The following is a 16,498-nucleotide window of genomic DNA, read 5'->3' on the forward strand; positions in this document are numbered from 1 at the left end:
TGGTGTGGAGAAACTGGCTATGATAACCGACTCGCGCTCTCTATTCAGCACGACTCCGACAAACTAACAGAAAAGAATCGGTTCGACAGAGCCTCGCCAGTTAGTCGTCGCCCAGGATGCCCTCGGCGACGGCCATGTCCTCGACGCTCGGGTCGTCGGCGGACTGCCGGAGGACGAACCGCTTTCTGACGAGGTCGGCCGCGTAGATGACCGTCCCGAGGATGATGAGCGTGTCGCCGGGGAGCCGCGCCCAGAACAGCGTCTGTATCAGCGGCTGGTCGTAGAAGGCGACGCTCCGGGCGGCGGCGTAGCTCCCGGTGAACGCCGTCTCCAGCTGGAGGAAGCCGACCGGGAGGACGGAGACGAACACCATCAAGACGAGGCCGACGTTCCAACACCAGAAGGCGGCGCGCAGCCACGAGCCGTCCCAGCGCTCGGCGTCGATGGACAGTTGGAGCATGTAGGTGACCATGCCGAGCGCGAGGAAGCCGAACGCGCCGAACATCGCGGCGTGGGCGTGGCCGACCGTCAGGTACGTCCCGTGCTCGTAGTAGTTGATGAGCGGGAGGTTGATGAAGAAGCCGAGGACGCCCGCGCCGACGAAGTTCCAGACGCCGCTGGCGACGATGAACATGAACGGCAGGCGGTACGGGAACGACTCGCCCGACATCGCGCGGTACTGCCCGAGCGCCTCGTAGAGGATGAACACCAGCGGGATGAGTTCGAGCGTCGAGAAGACGCTCCCGATGGGCACCCACATGTCGGGCATTCCGACCCACCAGTAGTGGTGCGAGACGCCGATGATGCCCGTCCCCATGACGAGAAGCGCCTGGAGCATGACGGCCTTCTCGGCGCTCCGGCGGGACAGCAGGTTCATCGACACCAGCGTCAGGCCGACGATGGCGACGATGAAGAACTCGAACGCCCCCTCGACCCACATGTGGACGACCCACCAGCGCCAGAACTCCGTGACGGCGATATTCGTCTCGGGGGTAAAGAGGAAGCCCGCGGTGAACAGGAGGGCGATGGAGCCGCCGGCGTACAGAATCATGTGCGCCAGCCCGTACGGCGGTTCCTTATCGAGAAGCGGTTTCAGGCCGCGGACGGCCAGCCCCGCCCAGATGAGGAAGCCGGCGAGGATGCCGAACTGCCAGAGCTTCCCGACTTCGAGGTATTCGAGCCCCTCGTTGCCGAGAATCCACCACAGCGAGCCGTCGATGTAGCCGTTCGCGCCCAGCCAGATGCCCGACAGGCCGCCGACCACGACGACGACGATCGCGCCGAGGAGGACGTTGATGTACCTCGACTGCTTCGGCGGCTCGTAGCCGGTCAGAAGCGGCGGGAGGAACAGCCCCGCGCCGAGCCACGTCGCGGCGATCCAGAGGATGCCGAGGTCGATGTGCCACGTCTTGGCGATGGCGAACGGGAGCAGTTGCAGGATGGGCACGCCGAATATCGACTCGATGCCGAAGAACCCGGCGCGCTCGATGTAGAAGTGCGCGAGCAGGCCGCCCAACAGCACCTGCGCCAAGAACAACCCTGCGGCGACCGGGATGAACCGGAGCGCCGCCCGCTGGCTCGGGAAGACGCTCACGTCGCCCGGTTCGGGCACCGTGATGTCCTCGGCCGACGGCTCGGGGAGTTCGACCGACTTGTACAGCCAGATGCCGAGGCCCGCGCCCGCGACGAGGAGCACCATGGCGATGACGCTCCACGTCATCGAGGCGGCGGTGGCGTCGTTGCCCGCGCCGGGCTGGTACGGCCAGTCGTTCGTGTACGAGTGGGTGCCGTCGGGGCGGTCGGTGTGGGAGAACCACGCCGTCCACATGGCGAAGTCCGCGAACGCCCGCGCCTCCTCCTCGGAGTCGATCATGTTCACGGGCACGCCGCGCTCGTGGTCGCCCTCGTGGTAGCGCTCGACGTACTCCTGGCGGACCTGCTCGTGGGCGTAGACCTCGGCCGCGGTGTACCGAATCGCCCCGCCCTCGTAGCTGTCGTCGAGGTCGGATTTCACCACGTTGGCGACGGCCGCTTGGTCCGCGGAGTCGAGTTGGTCGTAGCTCTCACCGTACCGCTCTTGGGCGTAGTAGTTCCGCATGAACTGGACTTTCAAGTCCAGCGCGTCGGCGGTGTAGTCCGCGCCGTAGTACGCGCCGTTGCCCAGTATCGACCCGTGGTTCATCAGGCCGTCTTTCTGGAACACCGTCTTGCCCTCTCGAATCACGTCGCCGTTGGCGACGACATCGCCGTCGGGTCCGACAACCTCGTCGGGGATGGGTGGGGCCTCCTGATAGGCGAACCACGCGCCCGCACCCATCACGACGAGGTTGAAGACGAACACGACGACGATTGCCTTCGCGATGGTCTTGCGTTGTATCTCCATACACGTCGTGGTTCACACGCCTCGTATAGGCTCTACACGCCGCTTCCCGGCCTCGCACAGCTCGGACGAACATGTTCGGATAGTCGCTCTTTGAGCCGGACGCCGTTCCTCGAAGCGTAATGACGACCGATTCGCGACCCGCGGCCCACGACCACGACACGCCCGACACGGCGACCGACCGCGTCCACGACACCTCGTGGTCCGCGAACCTCGAACTCCCGCGACACGCCGCCGACCGCGACCTCGTCGTTGCGGAGGCGGTCGCCGCGGTCGAACACACGGCCGCCGGCCACCACGTCAACCTCGTCACGCACGGCGACCACGGCCACCCGGAGACGTACCTCTACGACGCGCTCGCGGAACGGTTCGACGGCGTGGCGTACGAGTATGTCGAACAGTGCGGCTGCGGCGGGCACGTGACACGGGTGTACGTGGAGTAGTCCCGTCTCGAACCGTGGGCGGACTGTCCCCGCGCTCGCGTCGATGCTGTACCTATTTATCGGGGAACGCGGATGACACGTCTATGGCCTCACAACTCGTTTTGGCCCTGCTGGCAGGCGTCTTCGCCGGAGCCCTGTTCGGCCTCATAGAAACACCGATTCCGGCCCCGCCCAACCTCGCCGGAATCTTGGGTATCGTCGGCATCTACCTCGGCTACACGGGAGTCCAGCGGTTGGGGTTCCACGTCGATATCCCGGGGGTGCTCGCGTCGCTGTTCTGAGCGCGTGATTCGAGAAAACGATTCAACACGGCATCGACTCCCCCGACTCCTCCTGCGGGCGACTTACTCCGACTTCTCCTTCGGATACGTCTCTCCCGCCGACTCGCCGCCCTCGCCTTTGAGCCACATGAACGTGCCGAACAGCGCGGGCGACGCCAGCATCGCGCCGAACGTCCCGGCCAGCGCGATGCCGCCGAGGCGCTCGGTCCCGGGGTCACCGAACGGTTCGGCCACCTGCGCGTTCGACCCGCCCTCGTCGTCGGTGACGACGACTGCCCCTTTCATGCCGAGCGTCTTGTGCGGCGTGCAGGCGTAGGTGTACGTCCCGGCCTTTTCGAAGGTGTGTTCGAACGTGTGGTCGCCGGCGCTGACGAGGTCGGATTCGAAGCTCCCGTCCTCGGCGGCGACGTTGTGCGACCCGCCCTCGCCGGACCACGTCCACGCGACGGTCGTCCCCTTCGAGACGCGAATCGCCGCGGGACCGAAGCCGAACGCCCCGCCGTTGGCCTGCGACCCGACCTCGACCGTCACGCGCTGGAGGCCGGTCTGCGCCTCCACGCCGTCGAAGTTCGAGGTGTTTTCGAACCACGCGTCGAGGTCCGCGTCTCCCTCGCCGGCGGCCTCGGTGGACTCCGACTCGCCCTCGCCGGCCGAGTCGGTCGAGTCGGCTGCCTCGGTCGCGGTCGCGCCGCCGGCGTCACCGACGACGATTGCGCCCTTCATGCCGAGCGTCTCGTGCGGCGTGCAGACGTAGGTGTAGACGCCGGTCGAATCGAACGTCCGCTCGAACGTGTGGCCGCTGTCGCCGACGAGGTCGGACTCGAAGCTCCCGTCCTCGGCGGCGACGTTGTGCGACCCGCCCTTCCCGGTCCACTCCCAAACGACGGTCGTTCCGGGGTCGACGCGCACGGCGGCCGGGCCGAAGCCGAACGCCCCGCCGTTGGCCTGCGACCCCACCGTCACCGTCACCGTCGAGCGTCCCGTCTCGTCCACCACCCCGTCGTAGTTCGAGGTCTGTGCGAACCACGAATCGAGGTCGGTCCCCGACTGCGCTCGCGCGGCGTCAGCGGCGCCTCCCAGTGCAGTCGCGGAGACGGCCGCGCCGCCGAGGAGTCGAAGTACGGTTCGCCGGCCGAGCGTCGGAGATGTGGTGTCGTTCGAACTCATGATTGAGGATGGCGAGGCGGTGGACCCGCCCCGCTCGATACTCGACGGTCGGTGGTCCGGTGAAAAACCCGTCTCGGTGGTTCCCGAAACGCGGCCGAAGGGCGAACATGTTCGGAAGTATCTTTGTGCGGCGGGGACGACTTCGTTTCACTACCGATGCCCCGGGCAACACTCTCCATCACGCTCCCCGAGCAGGTCTGGGTCTCCGACCTCTCGGGCCGCTATCCGGACGCCGAGTTCACCGTGCTCGCGGCGATGCCGGCCGACGAGACGGGCGTCGGCCTCGTCGAGATACGGGCGGCCGACATCGAACCCGTCGTCACCACTATCGACGAGTACGACTCGGTCGTCTCGGTGACGATTCTCGAAGCGCAGCCGGAGCGCGCGCTCGTGCAGTTCGAGACGACCGAGCCGCTGTTGATTCTCACGCTCAGCGAGGTGGGCATCCCGCTGGAACTGCCCATCACCATCGTCGACGGCGAGGTGACAGTCGAGGTGACCGCGCCGCGGGCGAACCTCTCGGAGTTGGGCGAACAGCTCACGCAGTTCGGCATCCCGTTCGACCTCGTCTCCATCCACCAGTCGATAGACACGGAGTCGCTGCTCACCGACGACCAGTACGACCTCCTCGAAACGGCCGTCTCTGAGGGGTACTACGACACGCCGCGGACGTGCACGCTCACCGGGCTCGCCGAGGCCGTGGGGCTGGCGAAGTCGACGACGAGCGAGAAGCTCCACCGGGCGGAGGGCAAAGTGATGAAGGCGTTTCTCGCGCGGGACGACGCGACGGTCGGGTAGGTCTCAGTCGTCGGTCTGGTCGCTGACGGCCGACCACATCGTCGAGAGCTGGTCCGAGGCCGACCGCGACGGCGACGACACCGAAAGCGAGAGGTCGCCGGGTTCGCGCGTCACGACGACTTCCTCGAAGCCGAGCGCGTAGCGGGCGGCGTCGCGGCCGCGGTCGCGCTTTTCGAGGAGCCCCGCCTCGACCATCTGTTCGAGCTTTCGGTACACCGTCGACCGCGGGAGGTCGCACGCGGCGGCGATGTCCGAGGCGGTCATCGGCCCGTCGAGCCGCCTGAGAACCGCCCGACACTGCGGGCTGGTGAGGGCGGCGAACACCGTCTCGAAGTCCGGTTCGAGCGCGTCTGAGAGTGGATTGGTCGACATCTGCGTGAGAGTGGATTGCTCGGCGGCGACCCGCGCGCCGTCGGTTCGATTCCCGATACACCTCCGGGGCGTATGAAAGTCGTGGGGGGCACCAGCGTCGGTGCGGTCGAACCGATGGCCGTCGATTCTGACTGGTACGCCCGAGTCGACTGTTTTCCCGCCCGGTACGTATCGGCAATGCCGAACATGTTCGGTAAACTCCTGTGCGTCGGGAACCGGCGAGACGGTATTCCATACCCCCGGGCAACGACCGACTGTAATGCGAAACTACGTCGGTGCACCCGGTTCGACGGTATCGCGTCGCGAATTCCTCGCCGCAACGGGAAGCGTCGGAGCGCTCGGCCTCGCGGGGTGCGCCGCGCCCACGAACGATGACGGCAACGCCGCCGTCGGTGCGGACGAGACGACGGTCGCCCAGACGAGCGAGTCGAGTCTGCCGTACACCAGTCCGCCGGAGGTCGTGCAGGTGGACGAACAGGGCGGACAGGTCACCCTCAAGAGCGCGCCGGCGCGCCACGCGGCCCACCCCCTCGAAACGATGGGCGGGCCGGTCGAACTCCCGCAGGTGTGGGCGTTCAGCGCCGACGACGGCGAGCCGAGCGTCCCCGGGCCGATTCTCCGGACGACCGAGGGCAACGACATGGAGGTCACGCTGGACAACACCGACGGGATGCGCCCGCACACGGTCCACTTCCACGGCGTGCGCAAGGCCTGGAAGGACGACGGCGTGCCGACGACGACGGGCATCCGAGTCGACCCCGGCGAGAAACACACCTACACCATCCCGGCGAACGTCCCCGGGACGCACCTCTACCACTGTCACTACCAGACCCACCGGCACATCGAGATGGGGATGTACGGCATCCTCCGCGTCGACCCGAAGGGGTACGAGCCGGCCGACCGGGAGTACTTCATGACCGTTCGCGACTGGGACTCACGGCTCCCCCGGCAGATGGCCGGCGAGAACGTGACCTACGACCCCCGGGACCGGAAGCCCGACGTGTTCACCGTCAACGGCAAGAGCGCGCCGCGGACGCTCCACCCCGAGGACGGCTCGCCCATCATCGTCGAGCAGGGCGACACCGTCCGGGTCCACTACGTCAACGCGGGCTACATGAGCCACCCGATGCACATCCACAACCACCGCTTCCAGGTCGTCGAGAAGGACGGCGGCGTCGTCCCCGAGGCCGCCCGCCACGACATGGACGTGACGAACATCGCGCCCGCGGAGCGCCACACCATTGAGTTCACGGCTGACGCCCAACCCGGTGTCTACCTCATGCACTGCCACAAGGTCAACCACGTCATGAACGACAACTTCTACCCCGGCGGCATGCTGAGCGGCGTCGTCTACAAGGAGGCGATGGACACCGACATCTTCGCGAGCCTGATGGAGTACGCCGGCTACGAGGGATAACGAAACTGGGGGTAGCGGCGGTGTGTCCGCTCGCCTCGACGTCCGGCGGCTCGTTCCGTTTCAATCGATTTCCGTGACTCCAGCTGGAACCGCTACCTATCGAGTAGCAAAACCGGCAGCTGAATTAGTCCTCACGCCCCGTGGCGTCGACAAACAACGTAGCCGAACCGCTATATTTTTTAGGCCGACCTAATTCAGAGTTCGTAATGAAGCGAACCAACCCAACGCGTAGGGACTTGCTGGGAAGTGGCGCTGCCCTCGGTACCGCGCTCTTCGCAGGGTGTCTCGGTGGCGGCGAGAGCGGGACTGACGGCACGACCGACAGTTCGACCAGTGAGCCGGACACCACGGCAGTGGCGACCACCGATGAGTCGAGCGCCACAAGCGACACCGGTGGGTCGTACACCGTCTCGATCGAACCGATGGGTGCGGTCGAGTTCGACGGGCCGCCGGAGCGGTGGACCGCGCTGTTACCGACCCTCGCGGACATGGGGTTCGCGCTCGGCGGGGGACAGACGCTCGGCATCCAGAACCACGCGCGCTTCGCGAACGAGGCGTTCGAAGCACTGCCCGGTGTCGAGTTCGACGCGGACGCTATCGTGGAGCTAGTCGGAGACGGCGTGCCGAAAGAGCTGGTGTACGAACTGAACGCCGACGCTCACCTTCTGGACCCCAATCTACTGGTGAACTGGTACGGCTGGGACCGCAGCGACGTCGAGGAAGTCCGAACCGAGATCGGTCCCTTCTTCGGGAATTTCAGTCGCAAGCACAGCTCGGAGTGGCACGACGGCTACCGCTACTACGAACTCTACGAGATGTTCGAACTGGTCGCCGACGTGTTTCGGGCCCGGCCGCGGTACGAGGCGTTTGTCGACCTCCACGGGGAGATGCTCGAGACGATTGACGAGCGAATCCCACCGGCCGACCAACGCCCGACTGCACTGCTGGTCTATCCGGCCGGTCAAGAGGGCGATGAGTTCTATCCGTTCCGCTTCGACGACGGCGGAATCAGCACCAAGCAGTGGCGAGACCTGCGGCTACAAGACGCGCTTGCGGGGACGGACATCGAACACTTCAGCGGGACCAACAACAGCACAATCGACCTGGAGGCCGTCCTCGAAGTCGACCCCGAGGTACTGCTCGTCCGCAACTACGGTGGTGCGTCCGAGTCGGAGTTCCGGGAGGCCGTGGTCGAACCGTTACAGGACGACCCGGTCGCGAGCCAGGTCCGAGCCGTTCAGGACGGGGCGGTCTATCCCGCTGGATATCTCGACCAAGGGCCGATAATCAACTTCTATCACACCGAACAGGCGGCCTTGAACATCTACCCGGACGCCTTCGAGGGCGCAACGCTGTTCGACCGCGAACGCGTCGCCGACATCGTCACCGGCGATTTCTGACGCCCGCCGCGGGAGTGCTTCCGACGGCGGTACCCGACTAACGACCGACGCTTTTCCAACACCGTCGTGGGTTCTTGACGCGAATCCGTCCGTGTTCTCACCTGCTACTCTCGCCCGACTGCCGCAGCTGTCACAACTGTTATTAGCTAGTTGTATCACTAGGTAATCAATGGCGTCGACACAACTTCAACACGCCCGAGCGGGAACCATCACCCCGGCGATGAAACGGGTCGCAGCGCGCGAGAACCGCGACCCCGAGTTCGTCAGGAAGCAGGTCGCCGAGGGGCAGGCGGTCGTCCCCGCGAACCGCAATCACGACTCGCTCGACCCGATGATTATCGGCCGCGAGTTCGCCACGAAGGTCAACGCGAACATCGGCAACAGCGAGACGACGAGCGACCTCACCGAGGAGTTGGAGAAACTCCACACCGCGGTCCACTACGGCGCGGACACGGTGATGGACCTCTCGACGGGGTCGAACCTCGACGAGATTCGCGAGGCGAACGTCGCGTACTCGCCGGTCCCCATCGGCACCGTCCCCATCTACGAGGCGGTCAAGCGCGTCGACAGCCCCGAGGACATCACCCGCGACCTGCTCCTCGACGTCATCGAGAAACAGGCCGAGCAAGGCGTCGACTACATGACGATTCACGCGGGCGTGCTGATGGAGCACCTCCCGCTTACCGACGGCCGGAAGACGGGCATCGTCTCCCGCGGCGGCTCCATCCTCGCCCAGTGGATGGAAGAACACGGCGAGCAGAACCCCCTGTACGTCGCGTTCGAGGACATCTGCGATATCTTCGCCGAGCACGACGTGACGTTCTCGCTCGGTGACGGCCTCCGACCCGGCTGTCTGGCCGACGCCGGCGACGACGCGCAGTTCGCCGAACTCGACACGCTGGGCGAACTCACGCGGACCGCGTGGGACCACGGCGTGCAGGTGATGGTCGAGGGTCCCGGCCACGTCCCGATGGACCAAATCGCCGAGAACGTCGAGCGCCAACAGCAGGTCTGCGACGGCGCGCCGTTCTACGTCCTCGGGCCGCTCGTCACCGACGTGGCTCCGGGCTACGACCACATCACGAGCGCCATCGGCGCGACCGAGGCGGGGCGCGCCGGCGCGGCGATGCTGTGTTACGTCACGCCCAAAGAACACCTCGGCCTCCCCGACCGCGAGGACGTGCGCGAGGGGCTCGCGGCCTACCGAATCGCCGCCCACGCGGCCGACGTGGCGACCGACCTCCCCGGCGCGCGCGACTGGGACGACGCGCTCTCGGAGGCCCGCTACGAGTTCGACTGGGCGCGGCAGTTCGACCTCGCGCTCGACCCCGAGCGGGCGCGGTCGTACCACGACCAGACGCTTCCCGGCGACAACTACAAGGAGGCGCGCTTCTGCTCGATGTGCGGCGTCGAGTTCTGTTCGATGCGCATCGACCAGGACGCCCGCGAGGCCGACGGCGAGATGGAGACACTCGCCTCTGTGACCGACCTCGACGCGTCGCCCGCGGCCGACGCGAACCTCCCCCCGGTCGGCGCGCACGACACCGACCGCGTCCCCGACGAAATCGAAATCGGCGGCGTCACGTTCACGCCCGAGTCCGCCCACGGCGACGACTGACGACCCGCCGCGCCCGCGGCCCGCCGACCAACCGACCTCGCGGGCCACCGACCTCCCCGGCGCGCGCGACCACCCCGTGTCGGTGGCTTCTTTTTCCGCGTCGCTGAACGGGCTTCCAATGGCCCTCGGCAGTCTCCTCCCGTCGTCGCCGCTCGCGAACGTCGCCGTGATTCTCCTGATGACCGGTCTCATCTGGGTCGGCAGCGGGTGGCTCGAAGAGTCCGCCGACCACCTCGCGGCGTACTACGGCCTCCCCGCGGTCGTGCAGGGCTCTATCATCGTCGCCCTCGGGTCGAGCTTTCCCGAGTTCGCCAGCGTCGCCGTCGCCGCGACCGCGGGCGTCTTCGACATGGGCGTCGGCGCGATCGTCGGCTCGGCCATCTTCAACATCCTCGTGATTCCGGCGCTGTCGGGGCTCGCCACCGACGGCGACCTCGAAACCAGTCGGCTCGTCGTCTACAAGGAGGCGCAGTTCTACATGGTCGCCGTCGCCACGCTCGTCGTCACCTTCTCGCTGGCGGTCATCTACTTCCCCGTGCCCGACGGCCCGCCGCTGACGGGAGAACTCNTGGTCGCCGTCGCCACGCTCGTCGTCACCTTCTCGCTGGCGGTCATCTACTTCCCCGTGCCCGACGGCCCGCCGCTGACGGGAGAACTCACCCGCCCCATCGCGCTCATCCCACTGCTCCTCTACGGGCTCTACCTATTCATCCAGTGGCAGGACGTGTCGGAGCACGAAGCCGAGGACGCGGGCGTCGCTGACGGCATCGGCCGCGAGTGGGCGCGGCTCCTCGGCGGCCTCCTCGTCATCCTCGTCGGCGTCGAGCAACTGGTCGGGAGCGTCGAGTCGCTCAGCGCGACGTTCGGCGTCCCGACGTTCCTCGCGGGCGTCACGGTCGTCGCCGCCGCGACGAGCCTCCCCGACACGCTCGTCAGCGTCCGCTCGGCCGCCGACGGCAACAGCGCGACGAGCCTCGGCAACGTCCTCGGGTCGAACACGTTCGACCTGCTCGTCGCCATCCCCGTGGGCGTCCTCATCGTCGGGAGCGTTCCGGTGGACTTCGCCGTCGCCGTCCCCATGCTGGGCGTGCTGACGCTGGCGACCGTCCTGCTTTTCGGCCTGCTCCGAACGGACCTGTCGCTCTCGCGGCTGGAGTGCTACGCGCTCGGCGCGGCGTATCTCGTCTTCGTCGGCTGGGTTATCGCTGAGACCGCGGGCGTCACGTCGCTACTTCGGAACTGACGGGCGGACGCGGTCGGTCCGTCGGGTCCGCCGACTCGGGCTGACTCGCCCCGACGCCCGGCGACCCCGCCCTACTCCTCTCGCGGCTCTCTGACCGTCACGACCGGCACCGGCGAGGACCGGACCAGTTTCTCGGCGACGCTGCCGAGCATGTAGCGGTCGAACCCCGTGTGGCCGTGGGTTCCCATCACCACGATGTCCACGTCGTACTCGTCGATGTACGCGAGGATGCCGTCGTGAATCGACACGTCGCGGCCGACCGACTTCCTGATAGTCTCGACGCCCGCGGCGGCCGCCGTGTCGCTCGCCGCGTCGACCGCGTCGCTCGCCCGCTCTTCGAGTTCGTCGAGGAGGAGCGGTCCGCGGATGTCCGCGCCGAAGGCGGCGACGTTGACGACCGACACCGCGTGGAGCGCCGCGTCGGTCGCCGCGGCCAACTCGCTCCCGAACGTGACCGCCGCGGTCGCGCAAGCGCTCCCGTCGGTGGGCGTCAGCACGTCGGCGTAGGGGTACGCGAGGTCGGTCGCCGCGTCCGGCCGAACGGTGAGCACGGGCACGTCCGACCGCCGGACGACGCGCTCCGTGGTACTCCCGAGGAGCAGGCGGCTCAACCCCGTCCGCCCGTGGGTCGGCATGACCACGAGGTCGGCGTCCTGCTCGGCCGCGTACTCGGTGATGACCTGATACGGTTCGCCGCGTTCGACGCTCGTCACGACCGTCACGTCGGACTGCGACGCGCGGGCCGCGGCGTCGCTCACGAATCGCTCGCCGTCGCTTCGGCGGCGTTCGCTGGGGTCGTCGCCGGCGTCGTCGCCCTCGGAGCCGCCGGTCAGGCTCGGGCGGCGCTCGGGTTCCGGCGGGGCGACGTGCAGTAGGTGGAGGGTCGCGTCGTGGGCGGCGGCCATGTCGACGACGTGGTCGAGGACGGCGTCCGCGCCGTCGCTCCCGTCGGTCGGAAAGAGGAGTTGGTCGAACATGGTTCGATATTCTCAGCGAACGCACAAAAGCGAGGAGGCTGGTCGCCGGGGAGTGAGAAGTCGGCCGCGCCCCGCTTTCAGCGCCGGAGCGCCCAGACCGCCAGTCCGATGGCTTCCCGGAGCGTCACGCCCGCCGCGAACACGTACACCGTCTGTAACGGCAGTTCGAGGAAATCGATGGCAGCGACCGCGAACGACATCACGATGGCCATCCCGACCCACCCGAGTGCGAACCGGCGCTCCGACGCCGACGTGTGTGTGCCCAACTCGACCATACTCCCTGACTCGGCCGAATCTATTTAATTTCTCGTGCCGGCGCGCCCGAGCGGGCGGTCGGGTGCGCCGTCGACGGCCGGGTTACTCCGATTGGGCGTCCACCACGGCGACCCCCGCGAGATCGAACGACCACCTTTTTCCGGTTCGGGTTCGCTCCGCTCACCCTCTCCGCAAAAAGCTGGACCAAAAAGTCCCTCGCTCCGCTCGGGGCCGCTACTCCGATTGGGCGTCCACCACGGCGACCCCCGCCAGATTGACGATGTCTTTGACCTCGTCGCCGCGCTGGAGGACGTGGACGGGTTTGTCCATGCCGACGAGCATCGGGCCGATAGCCTCCGCGCCGCCGAGCCGCTGGAGGAGCTTGTAGCCGATGTTCCCCGCTTCGAGGTTCGGGAACACGAGGACGTTCGCGGGGNGGGCCGATAGCCTCCGCGCCGCCGAGCCGCTGGAGGAGCTTGTAGCCGATGTTCCCCGCTTCGAGGTTCGGGAACACGAGGACGTTCGCGGGGTCGTCGAGTTCCGCGAAGTCGTAGGTGTCGGTCAGCATCTCCTCGACGAGGGCGGTGTCGGCCTGCATCTCGCCGTCCACCGGGAAGTCCACGTCGGGGTCGGCGTGCAGTTGTTCGACGGCGTTTCGGGGCTTGCGCGTGCCCTCGTTCGTGACGCTCCCGAAGTCCGAGTACGAGAGCAGCGCCGCGCGGGGTTCGACGTTGAAGCGCCGGGCGAGCTCGGCGGTGTGTTTCGTCACCTCCGCGAGCACGTTCTCGTCGGGGTCGAGGTTGACCGTCGCGTCGGCGCAGAAGACGACCCGGTTCCGGAACGTCAGCATGTAGACGCCGGCGGCGTAGTCGGCGTCGTCGGCCGTGCCGATAATCTGGAGCGGCGGGCGCAGCGCCGACGGGTAGTGGTGCGTGAGGCCGGTCAGCATCGCGTCCGCGTCACCGACTTCGACCATCACGCTGGCGAAGTAGTTCGAGTCGCCCCGCACGAGTTCGGCCGCCTCGGTCCGGGTGAGACCCTTGCGCTGGCGGCGCTCGTAGAGGTGGTCGACGTAGTGGTTCCACTCGCCGCTTTCGGGGTCCGCGATGGTCGGGTCGAAGTCGAGGCCGAGGTCCTCGGCGGTGCGGAGAATCTCTTTCGTCCGGCCGACGAGAATCGGTTCAGCGATGCTCTCTTCGACCAACTGGCTCGCGGCGCGAATCATCTTCTCGTCTTCGCCCTCCGCGAGGACGACCCGCTTGGGGTTCGATGCCGCCTTGTTGAGGACGACGCGCATCATCTCGCGGGACTTCCCGAGGCGGGCTTCCAACTCCTCGCGGTAGTCGTCGAGGTCGCGCTCGCGGCGGGCCGCGCCGCTCTCCATGGCCGCCTCGGCGACGGCGGGCGTCACCTCGTAGAGGACGCGCTGGTCGAGCGGCTTGGGGATGAGGTAGTCGGGGCCGAACTGGAGCGGGCCGTCGCCGTAGGCCTTGACGACCGCGTCGGGCACGTCCTGTCGGGCGAGGTTCGCCAGCGCCTCGGCGGCCGCGCGCTTCATCTCCTCGTTGATTTCGGTCGCGCGCACGTCGAGCGCGCCGCGGAAGATGAAGGGGAATCCGAGCACGTTGTTCACCTGATTCGGATAGTCGGAGCGCCCGGTGGCCATGATAACCGTGTCGTCGCGGGCGTCCTTCGCGTCCTCGTAGGCGATTTCGGGCTCCGGATTCGCCATGGCGAAGATGATGGGATTGTCGGCCATCGACCGCACCATCTCCTGGCTGACGATGCCGCCGACCGAGAGGCCGACGAGCACGTCCGCGCCCTCGATTGCGTCCGACAGCGAGCCCTCGTCGACGCCGCGGGCGAACGGCTCGGCGTACTCGTCGAGTTCGCCGGCTTCGGCCCGCGACTCCGAGAGGACGCCGTCGATGTCGCACAGCGTGATGTTCTCGTGAGGGATGCCCAGCGAGACGTAGAACCGCGCCGTCGCGGTCGCGGCCGCGCCCGCCCCCGAGAAGGTGACGTTCAGCGACGACAGCTCCTTGTCCGCGATGTCGGCGGCGTTCAGAAGCGCCGCCCCGGAGATGATGGCCGTGCCGTGCTGGTCGTCGTGGAACACGGGGATATCCATCCGCTCGCGCAGGGATTCCTCGATTTCGAAGCATTCGGGCGCACGGATGTCTTCTAAGTTGATGCCGCCGAACGTCGGCTCCATCGCGGCGACCGACTCCACGAACGCTCGGGGGTCGTCGTGGTCGAACTCGACGTCGAACACGTCGATGTCGGCAAAGCGCTTGAACAGCACGCCCTTGCCCTCCATCACCGGCTTCGACGCCTGCGCCCCGATGTCCCCCAGCCCGAGGACGGCGGAGCCGTTGGAAACGACGCCGACCAGATTACCCTTCGCCGTGTACTCGTAGGCGGCGTCTTCGTCCTCCGCGATGTCGAGACACGGCGCGGCCACGCCCGGCGAGTACGCCAGACTCAGGTCGCGCTGGGNTCGTCCTCCGCGATGTCGAGACACGGCGCGGCCACGCCCGGCGAGTACGCCAGACTCAGGTCGCGCTGGGTGTTCGTCGGCTTCGTCGTCGCTATCTCTACTTTCCCCGCGGGCGGACGCCGATGGTAGTCTCGGGCGTCGTCTCCGAGTGTCATTGCTCGTGATGGGAACGGTGAGGTAAGTAGACCCTTCGCTCCGACAGCGCCACGTCAACGAGAGTCACGCACAGCGCGGCCGCTCGTCGCGCCGTTTCCCCGCCGAGGTCATGAATGTACGGGTCCGGCTGGTGCTTACGGGCGACAGCGTCGTTGGCACGCCCCACCCGCGCGCTCAACGGAGCGCTTCGTGCGGCATCGTGTAGAGCTGAACGTTGTCCGCTATCGACACCTCCTCGAAGTGACTCTCCGTGACGAACAGGTCCGAGACCGCGTCGACTTGCTTGATGGGATAGATATGCTTCGCGCTGCCGTAGCCGTGGTACACCTCGACCGGCACGGCGAACGCAATCTCTCCCTCGTCGACTTCGACTGTCGCACCGAACGTCAGCTCGTCGTCCTCATCGACAACTGTACAGATAGTTGATGGTACCGTATCCCCTGCATCGTATATCTCTTTGACCATCCGTTGACAACCCACACTATTTTTCATTACCTTGAACCGTGTTTCTCCCCGCCCACTCTTCGGGAACACACTGCTCAAGTTTCAGCCACATGTCCGACGAGCACCGTGATAACTATTACTCAACCGCCAGAACTATATGTGTAGTTGATACGTTCGGCGGCGCGTTGACCCGCGTGCGCCGAATCACTGCGTCGGAACCGAACTGCGGGCCGCCGACCGCTGGCCGACGCCCGTGGTGTGTCTCTTCGCCCGCCACGGGGGCGACGAACTCGACAGCCGAGGCTCCCGGCCCGAGCGAGAATCCGCGCGTTCACCGACGCGTCGCCGGGTGAACTCCCCGTCAGCTGTCTAGTCGTCTCCTTAGTATGTCATCGTGCGCGCGGCCTGATAGTCGACCATCAGTTTGCGGACAGTTCGTGTCGCACGCGACCCGCGAATGCGACGTCGAGCTCAGCGGAGGGCGTCGTGCGGAATCGTGTAGAGTCGGACCTCGTCCGCGACGGTCATCTCGGCGGGTTCACCGTCCGTGACGAACAGGTCCGAGACGCGTTCGATCTGTTCTGTCGGATAGACGTGCTTCGCGCTGCCGTAGCCGTGATAGACCTCGACCGGCACGGCGAACGTCAGCCCACCCTCGGCAGCGGGAACCGAGCAGATATCCGTCGGTACGTTCTCTCCTGCTTCGTATCGCTTGTTAACCATTCTGATTACCCACACTTTGTGGCGGCTCTGGGCAGTATCTCACCCACCCCTTGAGATATCCTATCGAGTTTCGACTACAACTCCAACGACCACGATGATAATCGTTCCCCCCAAGTGGACGAGAGCGGCGGCCGAATGGGTCTCACACGGTCGGGTGGTCGTGACCACGGGTTTCATCGCGTTCGAGAGCGTCCGACACGCGTGTTCTCGGCCGAGGTCGAACGCGCCAAACCGTGGTCGGTTGTCCCAGAGTGTAATGAAGATACGTCTGTTACAGCTCTGTCGGTCACCCGCGTTCCGTCCACCGCGGTCGCCTCGAAACGC

At 66.7% G+C, this 16,498-nt stretch carries 14 protein-coding genes and 1 pseudogene; 7 read left to right on the forward strand and 8 right to left on the reverse strand.

Translation table 11 applies throughout. The features are described from left to right. Positions 1-100 precede the first annotated feature (100 nt). The gene (locus C458_RS09570) at positions 101-2,383 is read right to left on the reverse strand and encodes a nitric-oxide reductase large subunit (protein ID WP_008575240.1); all 2,283 of its coding nucleotides are present in this window, start codon (positions 2,381-2,383) and stop codon (positions 101-103) included. A gap of 119 nt (positions 2,384-2,502) precedes the next feature. Between C458_RS09570 and C458_RS09575 the strand changes: the two genes are divergently transcribed. Continuing rightward, positions 2,503-2,823 (forward strand): CGCGG family rSAM-modified RiPP protein, encoded by a 321-nt coding sequence (locus C458_RS09575; RefSeq protein WP_008575241.1) that lies wholly within the window; start codon positions 2,503-2,505, stop codon positions 2,821-2,823. An 83-nt stretch (positions 2,824-2,906) separates the two neighbouring features. Beyond that, a complete protein-coding gene (locus tag C458_RS09580) occupies positions 2,907-3,104 on the forward strand; it encodes a XapX domain-containing protein (protein WP_008575242.1) in 198 nt (65 codons plus the stop codon). Between the two features lie 63 nt (positions 3,105-3,167). Here C458_RS09580 and C458_RS09585 read toward each other — a convergent pair whose 3' ends face one another. After that, a complete protein-coding gene (locus C458_RS09585; RefSeq protein ID WP_008575243.1) occupies positions 3,168-4,271 on the reverse strand; it encodes a halocyanin domain-containing protein in 1,104 nt (367 codons plus the stop codon). 156 nt (positions 4,272-4,427) lie between these two features. Here C458_RS09585 and C458_RS09590 point away from each other — a divergent pair, with 156 nt between their 5' ends. Continuing rightward, positions 4,428-5,069, forward strand: coding sequence for a helix-turn-helix domain-containing protein (locus tag C458_RS09590; RefSeq protein WP_008575244.1), 642 nt, complete (start codon positions 4,428-4,430; stop codon positions 5,067-5,069). Between the two features lie 3 nt (positions 5,070-5,072). On the opposite strand, the gene C458_RS09595 is transcribed toward C458_RS09590, so the two are convergent. Continuing rightward, positions 5,073-5,441, reverse strand: a complete 369-nt coding sequence (locus C458_RS09595; protein WP_008575245.1) for a helix-turn-helix domain-containing protein — start codon at positions 5,439-5,441, stop codon at positions 5,073-5,075. A gap of 259 nt (positions 5,442-5,700) precedes the next feature. Here C458_RS09595 and C458_RS09600 point away from each other — a divergent pair, with 259 nt between their 5' ends. The 4 genes from C458_RS09600 (at position 5,701) to C458_RS09615 (ending at position 11,119) form a co-directional block, all read left to right on the forward strand. Next, positions 5,701-6,858 carry a multicopper oxidase domain-containing protein gene (locus C458_RS09600; protein WP_008575246.1) on the forward strand — a complete coding sequence of 386 codons (1,158 nt, stop codon included), beginning with the start codon at positions 5,701-5,703 and terminating at the stop codon, positions 6,856-6,858. 422 nt (positions 6,859-7,280) lie between these two features. Further along, positions 7,281-8,258, forward strand: coding sequence for an ABC transporter substrate-binding protein (locus C458_RS09605; protein WP_049896724.1), 978 nt, complete (start codon positions 7,281-7,283; stop codon positions 8,256-8,258). A 169-nt stretch (positions 8,259-8,427) separates the two neighbouring features. Beyond that, complete coding sequence (thiC, locus tag C458_RS09610) at positions 8,428-9,876, forward strand: phosphomethylpyrimidine synthase ThiC (protein WP_049896703.1); 1,449 nt, start codon at positions 8,428-8,430, stop codon at positions 9,874-9,876. Positions 9,877-9,994: 118 nt separating this feature from the next. Then, positions 9,995-11,119, forward strand: coding sequence for a sodium:calcium antiporter (locus C458_RS09615; RefSeq protein ID WP_008575254.1), 1,125 nt, complete (start codon positions 9,995-9,997; stop codon positions 11,117-11,119). A 71-nt stretch (positions 11,120-11,190) separates the two neighbouring features. Here the strand turns inward: C458_RS09615 and C458_RS09620 are convergent, their stop codons facing one another. The 5 genes and pseudogenes from C458_RS09620 to C458_RS09640 form a co-directional block, all read right to left on the reverse strand. Further along, the gene (locus C458_RS09620; protein WP_008575255.1) at positions 11,191-12,096 is read right to left on the reverse strand and encodes a universal stress protein; all 906 of its coding nucleotides are present in this window, start codon (positions 12,094-12,096) and stop codon (positions 11,191-11,193) included. Between the two features lie 77 nt (positions 12,097-12,173). Next, positions 12,174-12,371 carry a hypothetical protein gene (locus C458_RS09625; RefSeq protein WP_004042040.1) on the reverse strand — a complete coding sequence of 66 codons (198 nt, stop codon included), beginning with the start codon at positions 12,369-12,371 and terminating at the stop codon, positions 12,174-12,176. 214 nt (positions 12,372-12,585) lie between these two features. Further along, a pseudogene (locus C458_RS09630) lies at positions 12,586-15,006 on the reverse strand (NADP-dependent malic enzyme). A gap of 175 nt (positions 15,007-15,181) precedes the next feature. Further along, positions 15,182-15,472, reverse strand: coding sequence for a hypothetical protein (locus C458_RS09635; RefSeq protein ID WP_004042042.1), 291 nt, complete (start codon positions 15,470-15,472; stop codon positions 15,182-15,184). A 450-nt stretch (positions 15,473-15,922) separates the two neighbouring features. Beyond that, positions 15,923-16,174 carry a hypothetical protein gene (locus C458_RS09640; protein WP_049896705.1) on the reverse strand — a complete coding sequence of 84 codons (252 nt, stop codon included), beginning with the start codon at positions 16,172-16,174 and terminating at the stop codon, positions 15,923-15,925. Between the last annotated feature and the right edge of the window lie 324 nt (positions 16,175-16,498).

The organism is Haloferax sp. ATCC BAA-644 (assembly GCF_000336975.1).
GTDB lineage: Archaea > Halobacteriota > Halobacteria > Halobacteriales > Haloferacaceae > Haloferax > Haloferax volcanii.

Coding starts and splice junctions, on each gene's coding strand:
- C458_RS09625 (WP_004042040.1), bottom strand. CDS start 12,371: ATGGTCGAGTTGGGCACACACACGTCGGCGTCGGAGCGCCGGTTCGCA.
- thiC (WP_049896703.1), top strand. CDS start 8,428: ATGGCGTCGACACAACTTCAACACGCCCGAGCGGGAACCATCACCCCG.
- C458_RS09605 (WP_049896724.1), top strand. CDS start 7,281: ATGGGTGCGGTCGAGTTCGACGGGCCGCCGGAGCGGTGGACCGCGCTG.
- C458_RS09620 (WP_008575255.1), bottom strand. CDS start 12,096: ATGTTCGACCAACTCCTCTTTCCGACCGACGGGAGCGACGGCGCGGAC.
- C458_RS09585 (WP_008575243.1), bottom strand. CDS start 4,271: ATGAGTTCGAACGACACCACATCTCCGACGCTCGGCCGGCGAACCGTA.
- C458_RS09635 (WP_004042042.1), bottom strand. CDS start 15,472: ATGGTCAAAGAGATATACGATGCAGGGGATACGGTACCATCAACTATC.
- C458_RS09570 (WP_008575240.1), bottom strand. CDS start 2,383: ATGGAGATACAACGCAAGACCATCGCGAAGGCAATCGTCGTCGTGTTC.
- C458_RS09580 (WP_008575242.1), top strand. CDS start 2,907: ATGGCCTCACAACTCGTTTTGGCCCTGCTGGCAGGCGTCTTCGCCGGA.
- C458_RS09640 (WP_049896705.1), bottom strand. CDS start 16,174: ATGGTTAACAAGCGATACGAAGCAGGAGAGAACGTACCGACGGATATC.
- C458_RS09575 (WP_008575241.1), top strand. CDS start 2,503: ATGACGACCGATTCGCGACCCGCGGCCCACGACCACGACACGCCCGAC.
- C458_RS09590 (WP_008575244.1), top strand. CDS start 4,428: ATGCCCCGGGCAACACTCTCCATCACGCTCCCCGAGCAGGTCTGGGTC.
- C458_RS09595 (WP_008575245.1), bottom strand. CDS start 5,441: ATGTCGACCAATCCACTCTCAGACGCGCTCGAACCGGACTTCGAGACG.
- C458_RS09600 (WP_008575246.1), top strand. CDS start 5,701: ATGCGAAACTACGTCGGTGCACCCGGTTCGACGGTATCGCGTCGCGAA.